Here is a 15,255-nt window from a genome sequence, read left to right as displayed (position 1 = left end):
GCAGCGCTTCGCGACCGACTGGATGTGGACTTACAATCACGACCGCCCGAACATGGCCCTGGGCGGATTTACGCCGAGGCAGCGGCTGGCCATGGCCGCTTAGTTTCTACTTCTGAACCCCGTGGAAAACGGGGGGATTACCCTTGCAGCTACCCACCAACAAAAATGCCGCTCAGTAATTTACTGAACGGCACATGTAGGTCGATCAGCCATCCGGTCCGATTGGCGCGAGGGTATCAAGCCGATCCGCCCGACACGACGCGCCTTGGCACACTTTGCAACACCGGCGCCACCGCCGTCTGATACTCCGGCACCCAGCGCCTCAGGTCGCGCCGCACTTCGTCGTCGCTGAGCACGCGGTGCTGCATCAGCCAAGGCAATAGCTCATCGAGCAGATGGTCCGGCACTTCGCGCGCACGCGCGATTCGCAGCTTCGGATGCGGCGTGCGTGTGGTCGTCTCGTCGTCCGCGAGCAGTTCCTCGTAGAGTTTCTCACCGGGACGCAGCCCCGTGAATTCGATCCGGATTTGCCCTTCAGACAAACCGTACAGACGAATCAGGTCACGCGCGAGATCGACGATCTTGACCGGCTCGCCCATGTCGAGAATGAAGATCTCGCCGCCGCGCCCCATGCTCGACGCCTGCAGCACGAGTTGCGATGCTTCCGGAATCGTCATGAAGAAACGCGTGATTTCCGGGTGCGTGACCGTCACCGGCCCGCCCTTCGCGATCTGCTGCTGAAACTTCGGAATCACGCTGCCGGCACTGCCGAGCACATTACCGAAGCGCACCGTCTCGAACTGCGTGCGCTCGCTCGTCTGCTGCAACGCTTGGCATGCCATTTCGGCGAGACGCTTGCTCGCGCCCATCACATTGGTCGGATTGACGGCCTTGTCGGTCGAGATCAGCACGAAGTGACGCACGTCGTGGCGAATCGCCGCGCGGGCCACGCGATAGGTGCCGAGCACGTTGTTGCGCAGCGCCTGCCACGCGTTGTGCTCTTCCATCAACGGCACGTGCTTGTACGCAGCCGCGTGGAACACGATGTGCGGTGCGTGACGCGACATCACCTGGTCGAGCAGCAGCGAGTCTTTCGCATCGCCGATGATCGGCAGGACGGACAGATCGGGGAAGCGCTCACGCAGTTCCTCGGTCAGCCGATACATCGCGTATTCGGACAGGTCGAACGCGACGAGCTGCGCCGGCGCGAAGCGCAGGATCTGCCGGCACAGTTCGGAGCCGATCGAGCCGCCCGCGCCCGTCACCATCACGACGCGGCCGCGCAGCAACGCCTCGACGTGCGGTGTGTCGATCGTCACCGCGTCGCGGCCGAGCAGATCCTCGAGATCGATGTTCCGTACCTGCGACAGGAAGCCCTGCCCCGGCATCAACGCAGTCAGCGACGGCAGCACCATCGCCTTGATGCCCGCGCGCACGCACAGCGTCGCGACGCGGCGCTGTGTTTCGACCGAGGCCGACGGAATCGCGATGATCGCGTATTCCACCTTCAGCGCGTCGGTCCAATGCTTCAGGTCGTTGAACGAGCCGAGTACCTTGTAGCCGTAGATTTCGCGGCCCTGCTTCGTGACGTCGTCGTCGAGCAGGCCCACCAGACGCCATTCGCCGGAACGCGACAGCTCGCGCGCAAGGCTCGCGCCGGCCGTGCCGGCACCGAGCACGAGCACCGGTTTGCCTTGGCCGACCAGCCCGCCGTACAGGTAGAACTCCTTCGTCGCGCGGTACAGCGCGCGGGCGCCTCCCATCGCGAGGAACAGCATCAGCGGCGACACGAGCAGCACCGAGCGCGGGATGATCGGGCTCGGCTGGAACATCACCGCGCCGATCATTACGATCACGCCGCCACCGATGACGGCCTTGGAGATCCGCATCAGATCGGGAAGGCTCGCGAACACCCACAGCCCGCGATACAGCCCAAACAAGTGGAACATCAGCGCGTAGACCGGCAACACCCAGACGAGCGCCGTCAGCGCGCCGCCCATGAAATCGGATGGAACGCTGCCGTTGAATCGGACGAGATAGGCGAACAACCACGCGGCGGCGACCGCCGTCAGGTCAAACAGGAAAGCGCTCAGCGAAAGCCATGATGCTTTGGATCGCAACATCGGCAGGAAACCTCAAGAGTTATTTTCGGCGGCGGACTGAAACCGGCGCCAACGCATGTCGATCACCCATCCGAACCATGCCAGGACGCCGTACCACGCGAAGAACGACAGCCACTGCTGCAGTTCCGGGCGGCCCGTTGCCCACACGGCGACGATTATGCCTGCGAGCATGATGAGGTACCAATAAAGAGCTGTCCGGCGGTGACCTACGCCCGCGCGGACCATCCTTTGATAATAGTGCTCGCGGTGCGCCTGCCAGAACTTTTCGCCACGTAACAGACGTCTCAAAAGTGTTACAGATGCGTCAGCAATAAAGGGCGCGAACACCAGCGCCGGAAACCAGATCGGCCAGACGTCGCCGCGCCAGCCCCAGTAGCCGAGGGCGCCGGCCAGGAATCCGAGCGGAATCGAACCGGCATCGCCGAGAAACAGTCGGGCCGGGTGGAAATTCAGCAGCAGGAAGCCGAGCGCGGCGCCGGCTACGGCCGAGCCGGCCACGGCCAGATCCGGCGACGGCGTCGGGGCGATCAGCGCCGCGACCGCGTACGCACCGAAGCCGAACAGCGCCATGCCGCCCGCGAGGCCGTCGGCGCCGTCCATGAAGTTGTACAGGTTCGTCAGCCAGACCATCACGAAGCCGATGCCGACCAGCAGCCACCACGGCGCGTCGGCCGGAAACACGACGATCAGCGCGACGACCGCCGCGAGGTGCGCCGAGAACCGCACGCGGGCGGGCAGCCCGCGCCGGTCGTCGATCTGGGACACCGCGGCAAGCCCGGCAGCACCGATGGCGATCAGCCACAAGTGCGGCGCCAGCACGAGCAGCGCGACGACGCCAACCGGTACGATGCCCCACCCGCCGACGCGCGGCGTCGGCAGCGTGTGGAGCGAACGGTCGTTCGGAATATCGGTGGCAAGGCGCCACGCAAGGCCGGTCGCGAGCAGCATGCGCAGGATGGCCGTCGACGCGATGGCAGCAGCCAGCGCCACCGCGGCCGCTTCGGGCCACGTGGATATCAGGAAATGCATGTCGGCTATTGTTGTGTATCGCGCGAACGATACCATGCGGCGGTCGCTTCGAGGCCCTGTCTGGTCGTATAAGGCGGGTGCCAGCCGAGCACGCGCGTGATCCGGCCCGTATCCAGTTGGAGGCTGCCGGTCAGGCGGTCGATCGCCGCGCGGCGGCCGGTCAGCGTACCGAGCGCGCGCAGCACGGCGGACGGGACGGCGATCAGGCGGGCCGGCTTGCCAAGCGCGTCGCCGACCAGACGTAACAGGCCCGTGACCGACGGCGCATCGTCGTCGGCGACGTGGAAACATTCGCCGGCAGCTCGCGGATCGATCGCGCATTGCAGCAGTGCATCGGCCAAGTTGTCGACGTAGACGATACTGCGACGTGCCGCGATCGAGCCGAGTGGCAGCGGTATCCCGCGTGCAACCGCGTCCATCATGCGCAGGAAGTTCGCACGGACCGCCGGACCGTAGACCAGCGGTGGCCGAACGACCACGACGTCGAGCCCGTTCGACGCACCGAATTGCGCGAGTTCGCGCTCCGCACGCAGCTTCGAGCGACCGTAGGCGTCCTGCGGGTCGGGACTCACCGCTTCCGACAACGGCGCGCCGCCGTCGCTCTCGCCGACCGCCTTGATACTGCTCGCGTAGACGATGCGGCGCACGCCGTGCTGGCGTGCGGCTTTGGCGAGACGCAAGGTACCGGTGACGTTGGTCGCGTCGAACGCGGCGTCGGGATCCGGCGACTCGTCGTGCATCACGTGTACACGTGCGGCGAGGTGGATCACGCAATCGGCTACAAGATCCGTTGGCCATCCTTCGTCGAGGCCGTCGAAATCGGCGGCGTCGTGCACCCATTCACGCACGCCGTCGATGGATCCGCCCGGGCGCCTCACCAGTGCGGTGACGGTGTGCCCAGCCTCCAGCGCGCGACGGCATACCGCGCGGCCGACGAAGCCGTTTGCGCCCGTGACGATGAGGTGGCTCACCACAGCCTCCAGCCGAAACGGTTGTAGAACTTGAAGGCCGACGCGGCGAACATGCGGATGTGGGCGAAGCCTTTACGGGACGCGCCGCCGCCGTGGTGGATCACGCGGACCGACGGGACGTACGCGACGCGCGCGACGTCATGCGTACGCAAGCTCAGGTCGTAGTCCTCGAAGTAGAGGAAGTAGCGCGGGTCGAAACCGCCCAACTTCTTCAGCACTTCCGTGCGGAACAGCATGAAGCAGCCGCTGACGATGGGTGGATCCCAGACGACGTCGCGGTCGTTTATCACGTCGCGCATTTCGTAGTGGGCGAGGCGCCGACGGAACCATTTGCGCCACGCTACGGGTATGAACCCACGCACTGCGAGGTCCACCAAGCTCGGAAAGCGTCGACAAAGGTGTTGCAATGCGCTGTGCTCATCACCGATACGCGGCGCAAGCAGACCTACCTCCGGCTTGTCATCAAGAAAAGCTATCGCGTCGGCCAGTGCGGATGGCTCGATATCGACATCCGGGTTAAGAATGAGATGGTATCGGCTGCCAACGCTTTGTAAGGCGATGTTGTGACCACGACCGTATCCGACATTTCCATGTCCGCTTAGGACTGCCACGTCTGCGCCGACTGCATGTAGTGACTGAACCGCACTCCCTACGTCCGGTAGTCCGCCGTTGTCGACCAAGAAGATTGTCGTCCCATCCGGGCCTCTCTCATCGTTCAAGGTTGAGATCGCACTCCTCAGCGTGTCGAGAGTCCTGATCAGAGCGGCAACGTCCGGCCGAAACACGACAACGGAAACCGAAAGTCGCGCGCCATCATTCCGTGCGCTGCCTATCACCGCCAATGCCCTTGAATTCGGTACTTGACCATCCGGTTGACATCTCCTAAAAGCGGTAAGTGTGGCCATAAGCCACCATATTGGCAAGCGATGGCCTCGACCGCGGTTACGGTTACTTACACCACCATGCTTACCGCTTGCTAGACTCGACCCCATTGCCTCAAGAAAGGGCATCAGAATCCCCGATGTGCGTTAACATTGCGGTACCTCCCCAACCGCACCAACGAAGCACCATCCGTACACTTCCAGCATACCGCCGGGCCCCGAACGCTCAGCGCGACGCTAGCGGGCCGGCAACAGCACGGCTTTGAGTTCGCGAACGAACATCCGTCACGACGAGGCTACCAACACCGTCGCTCAATGACCCCTGTATGACCTCACGTACCGCCCCTGTCGGCAGAGAAAGATCTATGAGTCAACCAAAATTCCGCGTCCTCTTGCTTGACACGAAATATCGCAACCCAAACCATTACATTTGTCTCGCGATTCTTCATGCCTTGCAGCGACACCCGGATGTCGAATTCGTCGCCAAAGTAGACCCGATCGATGCTGCTGCAACCGCAATGCGCCAGAAATGTGACCTGTTCATTGCGTTCGATGGCGAAGAACTTCGTAAGGACCTGTGTGCGACGCTTGCAACCATTTGCGGTCGCTCGGTGCTCTGGGTTACAGAAGATCCGTATGAGCTTCCAATCAATCTGAGAAACGCCGAGTTGTTCGATGTCGTGTTTACGAACGATTCGTCCAGTGTTTCAGCTTACGGAAGTCGTGGTCGGCATCTGCCACTGGCCGGTGCCTCAGAATTTCATTCGTTGCCGGTTCTCCCGCTACAGCAAGAACTGCGCTACCACATGTTTTTTGCGGGAACCGCCTGGCCCAACCGAAGCCAGTTCCTGCGCTCGGTCCTGAAGCAGTTGCCTGATGATTGGAAATTTAAGCTTGCGCTTCCGACCAATCCCTTTCTGCCACCGCACGGGATTGACTTACCACCAAGCGCACTGTCCTGGCGAACGTCGCCCTCAGATTTCGCACGTTTCGCAAATCGAAGCGCAATTACGTTGATGTTGCCTCGCGTCTTTACCGCGTCCGGTGGTCGGGAATTTGCGGAGACACCACCCCCTCGCTTGTTCGAGGCTGCTCTGGCCGGCTCGGTTCAGATCATTCACGATTCGTTGACGGAGGCCAAAACCTTCTTTACGCCGGGGAAGGAGCTTGTCTTCTTTTCGGACGAGCATGATTTCATCGCGAAAGCGACGCAGATAATTAACGATCGTGCCTATCGCAACGAAATTGCGGAAGCCGCTCGCGCGAAGGCCACAGAATTGCATACGTATGACCGACGTGTCGATACCATTCTAACCGCCGCATCGGAGATTCGCTCCTCTGCCTCCAGTTCAGTCGTATCTGATCGACGAACAGTTTTGTTCGTCACGCATAACGTAATCGGAAGCAAAAACTTCGGCGGCGTCGAAGTATATCTTGATCGCCTGCGTGACGCACTCAAAGGCGACTACCGCGTATTGTTCTATGTTCCGGACAATCGAACCGGGCGATCTGCCCAGCTTCTGTCAGAAACGTACGAAGCACTTGAGACTATAAATTTCGCTCACACCTACGGTACTGATCTGCTTCGATGTGAGGAGAGGGAAAATGCATTTCGAAATATCCTAAGCAAATACCATGTAGATCTCGTTCATTTCCATCATTTTATCGGCCACCCCCCGTCACTTACCCTCGTGCCGCGCCTCCTAGGGATTGCGAGCGCGTTCACTGCACATGATTTCTACGGCGCCTGTCACGAATTCAATCTATTGTCGTTCAAGCAGACGTTCTGCGGCGCACCAGACATCCCGTTATCGCAATGTGACGTCTGCTTGTGGCAAAAACATCATGTTGCGCCGGGTTCCCAGGCACTCCGACGGAGTTTCTGGAATGACACATTAAGTCGTGTCGACATGCTTGTCTTCAATACAAGCCACAGCAAGAACATATACGAGCGCATCTATCCGTCAGTCAGACTTCACTCCAATGTGCAGGTGCTTCCCGTACCCATACCTGACAGTACGGCAACTGCCACGACCCGCAACCATACAAAATCGACACCTTTGAAGATAGCGTGGCTCGGCAATATCACGCATCAGAAAGGTGGCGACGTATTGTCGCGTGCTCTTCCACTACTCGCAAGCGCACCGGTGGAACTGCATTTGTTTGGTCGAATTGATCCACAGTATGCCGATCTTGCCGACCCCGCCCGCTATCCGAACGTCGTTGTTCACGGAGGCTACCGATACGACGCTATGCCCGAAGCATTGAAGGAGTGCGATGTCTCATTGCACCTATCGATCTGGCCCGAGACTTATTGCCTTACGCTGTCGGAAGCACTTCAGATGAGCCTCGTTCCAATTGTCACAAACATCGGAGCGCTCGGCGAGCGCATAGACCATGGCGTGAACGGACTGAAAATCGCTCCCGATAGCGAAGGAGATCTGATCGACGCGATCCACACCCTCGTCGACTCGCCCTCAATGCTTTCGAAGTACCGATCGAATATCTCTCCAACACTATACGCTCAAATTTCGAGTCATGTAGCTTCTTTGAGCGATGTCTATTCGACGTTGTTGAAAAATCGCCCTCATGGCATGCCACAATTCGAGGCGGAATTGAATCTCGCAGATGCAGGAATCGCGCCCCATCCATTCAGTTGGCACCATGGGACGCAGTTTTTGCCGCTTGGCGGAAAGATGTTCTCCGGTGCAATACGGAAGGCGCATAAACTGGCTGCCTTCTACAAGATTCACGGCGTACGTCCGACGCTGCGCATCATTGCAAACAGAATTCGGGTACCGAGGTAAAAATGAAAGTACTAATTGCGGGAGCATCGCCCGACGCAGTTAACAACAATGCAATCCTTAGAGGATACGTTGCGAACGGCTTTCGCGCTCTCGAAAACGTCGCCGATGTAACCGCATGCTCCCTTGAAAGCGCAACGTTGATTGCACAGGCCACATCACCAGATCTGATCTTAGTGTTCGGATCTTGCATGCCTTCAGAAGCATACTACCTCCCGTTAAAGCAGGCCGCAATGGATGTCGACGCCACAATGGCATTCTGGCTTCATGACGATCCCTATGAATTCGATCATGCAGCAAAAATTACATCGATAGCCGATATAGTTTTTTCCAACGACAAATGGACATCTACGCACTACCAGCACCCGCATGTCGTGCATCTTCCGCTCGCAGCAGATTGCGAGGCTCATTTTCGAGATTTCAAAACAGAAAAGACACGTGATTTATTTTTTTGTGGAGTCGGGTTCAACAATCGGATTCAACTCCTGAGGGACTGCGCACCTTATCTCCAACATATTAATGTTGAAATATTTGGCGACGGCTGGCCGCAAGACTTGAGTTTCACTTCGAATCAGCGCATACCCAACAATGTTCTTCCGGATATGTATGCATCCTCGCTCATTACACTAAATGTCGGTAGGCGACATAATTTAGCAAACGAGCGCTTCAATTTAGATGCCTCAACCCCTGGACCGCGAACATTTGAAGCAGCCGCAGCCGGTACAGTACAGTGCATGTTCGTCGAAGGTCTCGAAATTAGCGACTACTACGATGAAGCAAGCGGAGAAATTCTCCTATTTGATTCGCCAGTAGAGTTGCGTCGACATTGGGAAATGCTGAAAGACGATCCCATCTCCGCAAAAAGAATTGCACAGGCTGCACAAGCGCGCACTCGGCGAGATCACACATATAAGAATCGTGCGCAGACTATTCTCGATTCGATTCAGCACCTCTACGTTGCTTAATTTCCTCTTTGCCAAACTTGCATTTGGCAAAGAGGAAAAATACCCAATCGAATCAAAGAGGCGATACGACAAATGCAGGCATTTGCGCCCGCTCCGTACGAGCGGTGAGGAAAGTGTCCGCCACATCTAGAGCTTCGGCAATAGTGACATCCATATCGAGATAGCGATATGTGCCCAATCTACCAACAAATGTGACGTTACGCTCCGTCTCGGCCAGATCAACATAGTCGCGCAGCATTTCCTTATCTTCGACCAAACGGATCGGATAGTACGGTATATCACCTGGCTGACATTGACTACTAAACTCCTTGAATACGATAGTTTCCTCGTGATCCTCCCAGGGAGTGAAATGCTTGTGTTCAGTAATGCGCGTATACGGAACATTCTCCTCTGGATAACTCATCACCGCGCAGCCTTGGAAATCTCCCGTGTCATAAATTGGCTCGAACCTCAATGTTCGATACGCGAGATGCCCCAACTTATGTTCAAACCAACTGTCCAGTGGACCACTGAAGAATACATGATCATATTTTGACGTCGATGTGCGATCAAAGCTACAGTTCAAATGGACGTCAATATTTTCATGATCGAGAATCCGCTCGACCATGAGCGTATACCCCTCGACCGGCATTCCTTGGAAACGATGGCCAAAGTAATTGTCATCGTAACTAAATCGCACCGGCAATCGTTTCAAAACAGATGCAGGCAACTCGCTCGGCGGCAAACCCCACTGTTTGATCGGATAGCCACGGAAAAACGCGTGATACAAGTCTTTCCCCAGAAAGCGCAACGCCTGATCCTCGAAGCTTCGCACCTCTGAAATTGACTTTTCCGCGTTTTGCTCGATAAATTGCTTCGCCTCTTTCGGATTAAATGTCTTTCCGAAAAATTGATTGATTGTGTGCAAATTTATCGGAAGCCCATAAACGCGCCCACCGGTTGTCGCCTTCACTCGACAAATATATGGCGCAAATTCTGCAAAGCGATTTACATATTTCCAGACTTCCTCGTTATCAGTATGGAAAATATGAGGGCCGTGGACATGAACCATCACTCCAGTTCGCGCGTCCCGCTCGGTATGACAATTACCGGCCACATGATTACGCGACTCTACCACCGTAATCTTCATTCCCTTTTCGGCCAATTCACGGGCGATCACCGCCCCAGAGAGGCCCGCGCCGACAATAAGTATTTTTTCCATATCAATTCTTCCACCGTTGATCCAATGTCGTGGCTAGCGGAAAGATTGCACGGCGGATAAAACCAGGCAATCGCCTCCACACTGCCGAAGCAACCCGTCGCTTCATGGTATTACTACGCAAAGACAAGGGTGCCGCCGAAGAACTTAGCTTTAGCAAGCGATCTTCATACCAAAGCGTCATTCTCAGATAAAACCAATAATATTGCGCAAACTCTGAACCCGGATCGTTCCACGGCTTAATCGCTCCTGCATAATGCAGCATGGAAGGATTCTTTCGTGATTCGAGATACGCGTTGTAGATGTCGACCGGCAGCGCATTTCCATGCCCCGGCGGCAAACTCACACTATTCCAAGTTAAATCCAGAAACCGAACATCACCAACAAGATATTTGTTTAATATATCTTGATCAAGAAACCAATATCTATTACGCCGAAGATCAGAAATCATTTTCTGACACAACCGATTTTCTCGAAGCTTCTCGAGATTAAACAAAATGAGTCCTGCTTGAAAGTAGTCCCGATACCGCTCCTTCATTCCGACCACGTCGGACAAGTATTTCGCAGTCGGATAGCCTCCTGTCTCCGCCATTGAACGAACTCCCATCGCAACAAACGATGCCATGATGACGTCCTTTACCGCGGCCGCTGACTTGCCATCAAGCTCAGTGTCAAAAATCTTGGCGACATCATCGATGACTACAGCATCGGTATCGAGAAATAAGATCTTATTGCGGTTGTAGACGATCTCAGGCAACGCAAGCCGATAGAACGTGGCGCGCGTGAAGTACATATGAGCATCGATGTCAAGAAACTGCATTGACATATCAACAAACGAAATCTTTGCATGTGGATGCAATCGTTCCAGCGCGCGAAGACCTCGACGCTCAAGTTCGGTCATCCCTCCATCAAGAATCAGAAAATCGATGAACCTATCGTGTGCCGCGTTAGAAAAAACCGAAGCAACGAGCGCAGCCATATGAGCAACGTAGTGCGAATCCGTAGCGGCAACAACCGATACCGGCTTGAGATCGGTAACCGGCAACGGTGGACATGACGCGATCGGGGACGTATCTTTTACAAATACACGGCGCAAGTACTTAATCTTCAAATCCTTGTCGTCCGCCGATTTCTTCGAGACGAACACGCCAACCATGCGTTCAGCGATATACCCAATGACGCGACGCTCGGCGGGGCCATAGTTTGAAACATCGATACGCTTGTCTAGCTCGGCGAGCAACGGGAAAAGCCAAGCGGAATATTCCTCAAATATTTCACGCTTAAAAATGAACATGTTGGTGAATAAACCCGATTCCGAGCTCATCACTTTTTTGAAATGCCCATAGTACTCCGGGCATGTTTCATAAATTATCTCACCAGCAAGATCAAGATCTTTGATGTGATGAAATGTGGCGTCACGATATTGATCGTAAATTGTTGTAGCACCGCAACCCGCGACATTCCAGGGCTCCGGCAAAATCATGTCGACACCCTCCACGCAGCGCTCGATATCATGATCGGTCAGACCATATTTGGCGAGCACTTCCGCGGACAGACGATCCTCAATGACGAGCCCACTTGAATCTACATTTCGATCAATTCGCTCCGGGAAAAAATCAAAAAAACGACGATAATGAACAAATCCAACATAATCCGATTCTTTGTCGTTTTTCCAGACCCAATATTGCCCCGTCAATTCACAATACGACGCGTTTTTCCCGGAAATATTTTCACCGACATTATCTTTGAGCGTCGGCAAGTCGTGCTTTGATATCGCACATCCAGTCTGAATCGGCTTCATCACCCTGCTCTTCACCATGTAAGCAGGGTTGAAATAATTTATGTAGAGAGAAATTTTCATTGAAGTAACTCTTGACTCAGCATGGCCAGTATTTCTTGATGCTTTTTTTCGCACGCGGCAATAACTTTCACTGACCACGGGCCCACGTCAAAGTGGCTTCAATGCCACTCTTGACATCAATTTCAGGTCGCCAGTTTAATCTATTGACTGCCTTTGCAATATCAAGGATATTAACAGGAACATCCACACTTCTCGACGCCTGATATTTTACCTCGAACGGCAATCCAAAGTCGTCGCGAAGAATTTTCACTATTTGATTCAGGGAAAGACCTACGCCCGAGCCAATATTGAATATTTCATTTTCCGCGTCGCTTTCTGCGGCAGCCACGATGGCCCTCACCACATCATCTATATAGATATAATCGCGAACAACAGATCCGTCCCCCCAGATTTCGATGGGGACGTTATTGATGATTTTTCCAATAAAGTTCGCAATTGCCCCTTGGTTGTAATTTAGGCGCTGGCCAACCCCATACGGATTTGCAAGGCGAATAACGTTGTAGCGCATCCCGTGAATTTTGCTATAAAGATGCAAATAATACTCAACCGCCTTTTTTACAATTCCGTATGAACACGTCGGGAAGCCATGTTGATTTTCCGAAATCGGTACACTCGGCACCGTGCCATAGACGGTACCTCCCGATGAAATATAAACAAATCGCCGAATTTGCTTCGGCGAGAGCGCATCAAGCAACGAGACAGTTCCGATTAAATTCGTCTCAATATCGAATACGATCTTCTCGTTCGACAGCGCGGGCCCAACGCTAGATGCGAGATGAAAACACACGTCGATCTCTCCACCGCATTGCGCAATCACCTCCGGGGCGTAGTAGGGCCCGTTGATCAAAGTCAACTTATCCATCGGCAGCGCCACACACGGTGTAGCACCTTCCAAGTCGACAACGGTAACGTTCCAACCCTTGTCAAGAAGGTGGCGTGTCAAATGGGAACCGATGAAACCGAATCCCCCAGTGATTAGTGCTCTCATCTTTCTAAATCCACAAGATTTTCGATATTGCAGTGCATCGCCGCGTGGCCATGAACGAAGTCCGGTACCACTTGCTTTTACTGGGAAGTTCCAAACATCGACTCGATCAGGGTATAGTCAGCCGCGAACCTGGCTCGAATACGTCCAACGAGCTCTGCGTCGCGAAACTGTGACGATGCCGGAAACTGTCCGCAAATTTCCTTGAACCCGAGGAACACCTCACCGTTCACGTCTAGCACGTTGCTGCCAATGCCTATGTCTGACCTAGTCGCGTGTGGGGCGTAAGTTTTGAGTTCGATCTCTCGCAACCGCGGATGGCCACTCCATTGCTCCTGCAGTGTTTCCATCCAGAGCCAGATCGTCGGCTGCTCGGTCAAGAACGCGGACTGACTGCGCCAATGTGGGTCGAGTTGTTCGTCTGGAAAAGCACAGAGATGCGTTACAAATTCGCGAAATGTAACCGATGAAGTCGACGATGGTCGTGCCTTCCCTCTTTGCACCCGCCAGATGTATTCGACGAGTTCGTGGACAAACAATTCGTCCGGCAAGATTTCCGTAAACTTGTTTAAGTACGCGGAAACAACTCGCTCAAAAGGATCTCGCAGAACAATAAGGCACGGCCACTCGTGGGCGTCCGGCGAAGCGCCGGCGAACGATTCGCCAACGTGATGCGGGTTCCTTCCTTGAATTTTCGAGAAACCCAGGCTATTAATGACCGTCGAGCACGCATTCTTGGGAATACGAATGAATCTAAGCTGGTGGTCATTGAAGTACATCATCGTCATATTTGCACTACCGACTATGCTCCTACCGGTTCTTCGTGAGAGACGCGTCGCGTTCGACCGCGTCCCCTCTTCCACAAACAACATCGATGCGTGGTAACTCAGACCTGCGCCTCATATTCTTGAAGCACTTCCTCCACGCCCCCGAACCGATGGACGCGGCCTCTTTCCATCCATAACACCTTATTGCACACGCGACGAATTTCGGTATTCGAGTGCATTGCGAGGACTACAATCTCGGCCCGACCGTGCAGGTCTTGTAGACGAGTCTTCGCCTTTTGCATAAAAGATGCATCCCCCACCCCCATGACTTCGTCGAGCAACAGGATTTCCGCATCAACCGCCGTAGACACTGCGAATGCGAGGCGAACCCGCATCCCGCTCGAGTACGTTCGAATCGGTAAATCTAGGTAGTCGCCAAGCTCACAGAAATCGGCAATTTCTTCTTGCTTTGCCTTGATTTCCGTATCCGACATACCGAGCAGCAATCCCCGGAGACGAATGTTCTGGAGGCCAGTGGAATTCTCATCCATTCCCAAGCTGATATCCAGCAACGGCACGACCTTTCCGCTTCGCTGCACTTCGCCCGACGTGGGTGTATAGATCCCGGCCATCGTACGCAACAAAGTCGATTTTCCTGCCCCGTTATGACCGATTAGCCCAACTCGGTCCCCGCTCTCGAACCGCATCGAAACGCTATCAAGGGCTCGAACGACGATTACTCCATCGTTGTCCTCAGCAATAGTATTCCGTCGCCCCATTCGCATCACCTTTTTCTTCAGTGACCGACCTTGGAGATCGTAGATAGGCAGGTCAAGTGTCGCGTTCTTTAGTTCAATGTAAGCCACTTTCTGCCCCTCAAATCCAGTACGGGATACGCTTCAGATATCGCCCTGTCAGCATCAACGCGAGGGGCCAGCCCACCAGAGCCATCCCGCCCACGACGATCCATGTAGTCGCTCCCGGTATCTCACCAATCAACGGTGCACGAACGATATCGATCATGTATGCAAGAGGATTCCACTCCACGATGAACGAGAACCGATTTAACGAAGTCGGCTTGAAGATGATCGGCGTCACGTAGAATGCCACCTGCAGAAAAGCACCGATGATCTGAGGCAGGTCTCGAAATCGAGCCGACAAAAGCCCGGCTACCATTGCAATCCAAACAGCGTTCAGAACGTAAAGGCCGAATGCGGGTACAAAAAAGATCAGCGATACCCAGTCCTTTACGCCGAAAACAACAAGCAGGACAAGGATGATGACAAAGTTGTGAGTCAAAACCACCAGATTCCGCCAAACGACCTGCAATACAAAAATGAGTTTTGCAGTTGGGGTCTGGCGGATATAAGAGCCGCTGTTGATGTACGATAGACTTCCCTCTTGAACGACTTGCGAAAAAAAACCCCACATAACAATGCTTGTCGCAAGGAAGGGCAGATAGTCGCTCATCTTTTGACCGAAAAGCGTGCCGTATACGACGCCCAGAGAGCCCACCATCACCCCCATACTGATGGTGAGCCAGAATGGTCCCACCCGTGAGCGAGCATATCGCTGACGAATTTCGAGCCACCCCAACAACATCCAGAGCCTCCAAGAGGCCAGACTCTGCCACAAGTCAATTAGTGCACTATTGAACATAAGAACCATCAA

Annotated in this window: 12 protein-coding genes and 1 pseudogene; 3 read left to right on the top strand and 10 right to left on the bottom strand. The window is 54.8% G+C overall.

The genetic code is table 11. The annotated features are described in order from the left end of the window. Positions 1–103: pseudogene (locus J8I33_RS31600) on the top strand (IS3 family transposase); the annotation flags it as partial. Positions 104–236: 133 nt separating this feature from the next. Here the strand turns inward: J8I33_RS31600 and J8I33_RS31595 are convergent. Genes J8I33_RS31595 through J8I33_RS31580 form a run of 4 tightly spaced genes read right to left on the bottom strand, consistent with a single transcriptional unit; the run spans position 237 to position 5,133 of the window. Next, positions 237–2,123: a nucleoside-diphosphate sugar epimerase/dehydratase gene (locus J8I33_RS31595; RefSeq protein WP_209939762.1), complete on the bottom strand. Its 1,887-nt coding sequence runs from the start codon at positions 2,121–2,123 to the stop codon at positions 237–239. A 12-nt stretch (positions 2,124–2,135) separates the two neighbouring features. Beyond that, positions 2,136–3,152 (bottom strand): glycosyltransferase family 4 protein, encoded by a 1,017-nt coding sequence (locus J8I33_RS31590; RefSeq protein WP_245172604.1) that lies wholly within the window; start codon positions 3,150–3,152, stop codon positions 2,136–2,138. A 5-nt stretch (positions 3,153–3,157) separates the two neighbouring features. Then, on the bottom strand, positions 3,158–4,123 hold the full coding sequence (locus tag J8I33_RS31585) for an SDR family oxidoreductase (protein ID WP_209939760.1): 966 nt from the start codon (positions 4,121–4,123) through the stop codon (positions 3,158–3,160). After that, positions 4,120–5,133: a glycosyltransferase family 2 protein gene (locus J8I33_RS31580; protein WP_239468928.1), complete on the bottom strand. Its 1,014-nt coding sequence runs from the start codon at positions 5,131–5,133 to the stop codon at positions 4,120–4,122. The genes J8I33_RS31585 and J8I33_RS31580 overlap by 4 nt, the downstream gene beginning before the upstream one ends. A gap of 236 nt (positions 5,134–5,369) precedes the next feature. On the opposite strand from J8I33_RS31580, the gene J8I33_RS31575 reads away from it, so the two are divergent. After that, a complete protein-coding gene (locus J8I33_RS31575) occupies positions 5,370–7,811 on the top strand; it encodes a glycosyltransferase (RefSeq protein ID WP_209939759.1) in 2,442 nt (813 codons plus the stop codon). 2 nt (positions 7,812–7,813) lie between these two features. Next, the gene (locus J8I33_RS31570; protein WP_209939758.1) at positions 7,814–8,773 is read left to right on the top strand and encodes a glycosyltransferase; all 960 of its coding nucleotides are present in this window, start codon (positions 7,814–7,816) and stop codon (positions 8,771–8,773) included. Positions 8,774–8,825: 52 nt separating this feature from the next. Here the strand turns inward: J8I33_RS31570 and glf are convergent, their stop codons facing one another. The 6 genes from glf to J8I33_RS31540 form a co-directional block, all read right to left on the bottom strand. Then, the gene (glf, locus tag J8I33_RS31565) at positions 8,826–9,974 is read right to left on the bottom strand and encodes a UDP-galactopyranose mutase (protein ID WP_124593941.1); all 1,149 of its coding nucleotides are present in this window, start codon (positions 9,972–9,974) and stop codon (positions 8,826–8,828) included. A gap of 1 nt (position 9,975) precedes the next feature. Continuing rightward, entirely contained in the window at positions 9,976–11,832 is a 1,857-nt protein-coding gene (locus J8I33_RS31560) for a DUF4422 domain-containing protein (protein WP_209939757.1), read from the bottom strand. A gap of 67 nt (positions 11,833–11,899) precedes the next feature. After that, positions 11,900–12,820: an NAD-dependent epimerase/dehydratase family protein gene (locus J8I33_RS31555; RefSeq protein ID WP_124593939.1), complete on the bottom strand. Its 921-nt coding sequence runs from the start codon at positions 12,818–12,820 to the stop codon at positions 11,900–11,902. A 77-nt stretch (positions 12,821–12,897) separates the two neighbouring features. Further along, on the bottom strand, positions 12,898–13,599 hold the full coding sequence (locus J8I33_RS31550; RefSeq protein ID WP_209939756.1) for a sulfotransferase family 2 domain-containing protein: 702 nt from the start codon (positions 13,597–13,599) through the stop codon (positions 12,898–12,900). Between the two features lie 104 nt (positions 13,600–13,703). Continuing rightward, on the bottom strand, positions 13,704–14,450 hold the full coding sequence (locus tag J8I33_RS31545) for an ABC transporter ATP-binding protein (RefSeq protein ID WP_124593937.1): 747 nt from the start codon (positions 14,448–14,450) through the stop codon (positions 13,704–13,706). 10 nt (positions 14,451–14,460) lie between these two features. Beyond that, a complete protein-coding gene (locus tag J8I33_RS31540; RefSeq protein ID WP_124593972.1) occupies positions 14,461–15,243 on the bottom strand; it encodes an ABC transporter permease in 783 nt (260 codons plus the stop codon). Positions 15,244–15,255 lie beyond the last annotated feature (12 nt).

It is taken from the genome of Burkholderia sp. AcTa6-5, assembly GCF_017815075.1.
Taxonomy (GTDB): domain Bacteria; phylum Pseudomonadota; class Gammaproteobacteria; order Burkholderiales; family Burkholderiaceae; genus Burkholderia; species Burkholderia sola.
Note: the sequence above shows the minus strand (reverse complement) of the source record. Positions and strands in the feature narration are given on the sequence as shown.

What these genes read in the sequence shown, in the direction of transcription:
- J8I33_RS31595 (WP_209939762.1), bottom strand. Translation starts at nt 2,123, where the DNA reads ATGTTGCGATCCAAAGCATCATGGCTTTCGCTGAGCGCTTTCCTGTTT.
- J8I33_RS31590 (WP_245172604.1), bottom strand. Translation starts at nt 3,152, where the DNA reads ATGCATTTCCTGATATCCACGTGGCCCGAAGCGGCCGCGGTGGCGCTG.
- J8I33_RS31580 (WP_239468928.1), bottom strand. Translation starts at nt 5,133, where the DNA reads ATGCCCTTTCTTGAGGCAATGGGGTCGAGTCTAGCAAGCGGTAAGCAT.
- J8I33_RS31575 (WP_209939759.1), top strand. Translation starts at nt 5,370, where the DNA reads ATGAGTCAACCAAAATTCCGCGTCCTCTTGCTTGACACGAAATATCGC.
- J8I33_RS31570 (WP_209939758.1), top strand. Translation starts at nt 7,814, where the DNA reads ATGAAAGTACTAATTGCGGGAGCATCGCCCGACGCAGTTAACAACAAT.
- glf (WP_124593941.1), bottom strand. Translation starts at nt 9,974, where the DNA reads ATGGAAAAAATACTTATTGTCGGCGCGGGCCTCTCTGGGGCGGTGATC.
- J8I33_RS31560 (WP_209939757.1), bottom strand. Translation starts at nt 11,832, where the DNA reads ATGAAAATTTCTCTCTACATAAATTATTTCAACCCTGCTTACATGGTG.
- J8I33_RS31555 (WP_124593939.1), bottom strand. Translation starts at nt 12,820, where the DNA reads ATGAGAGCACTAATCACTGGGGGATTCGGTTTCATCGGTTCCCATTTG.
- J8I33_RS31550 (WP_209939756.1), bottom strand. Translation starts at nt 13,599, where the DNA reads ATGATGTACTTCAATGACCACCAGCTTAGATTCATTCGTATTCCCAAG.
- J8I33_RS31540 (WP_124593972.1), bottom strand. Translation starts at nt 15,243, where the DNA reads ATGTTCAATAGTGCACTAATTGACTTGTGGCAGAGTCTGGCCTCTTGG.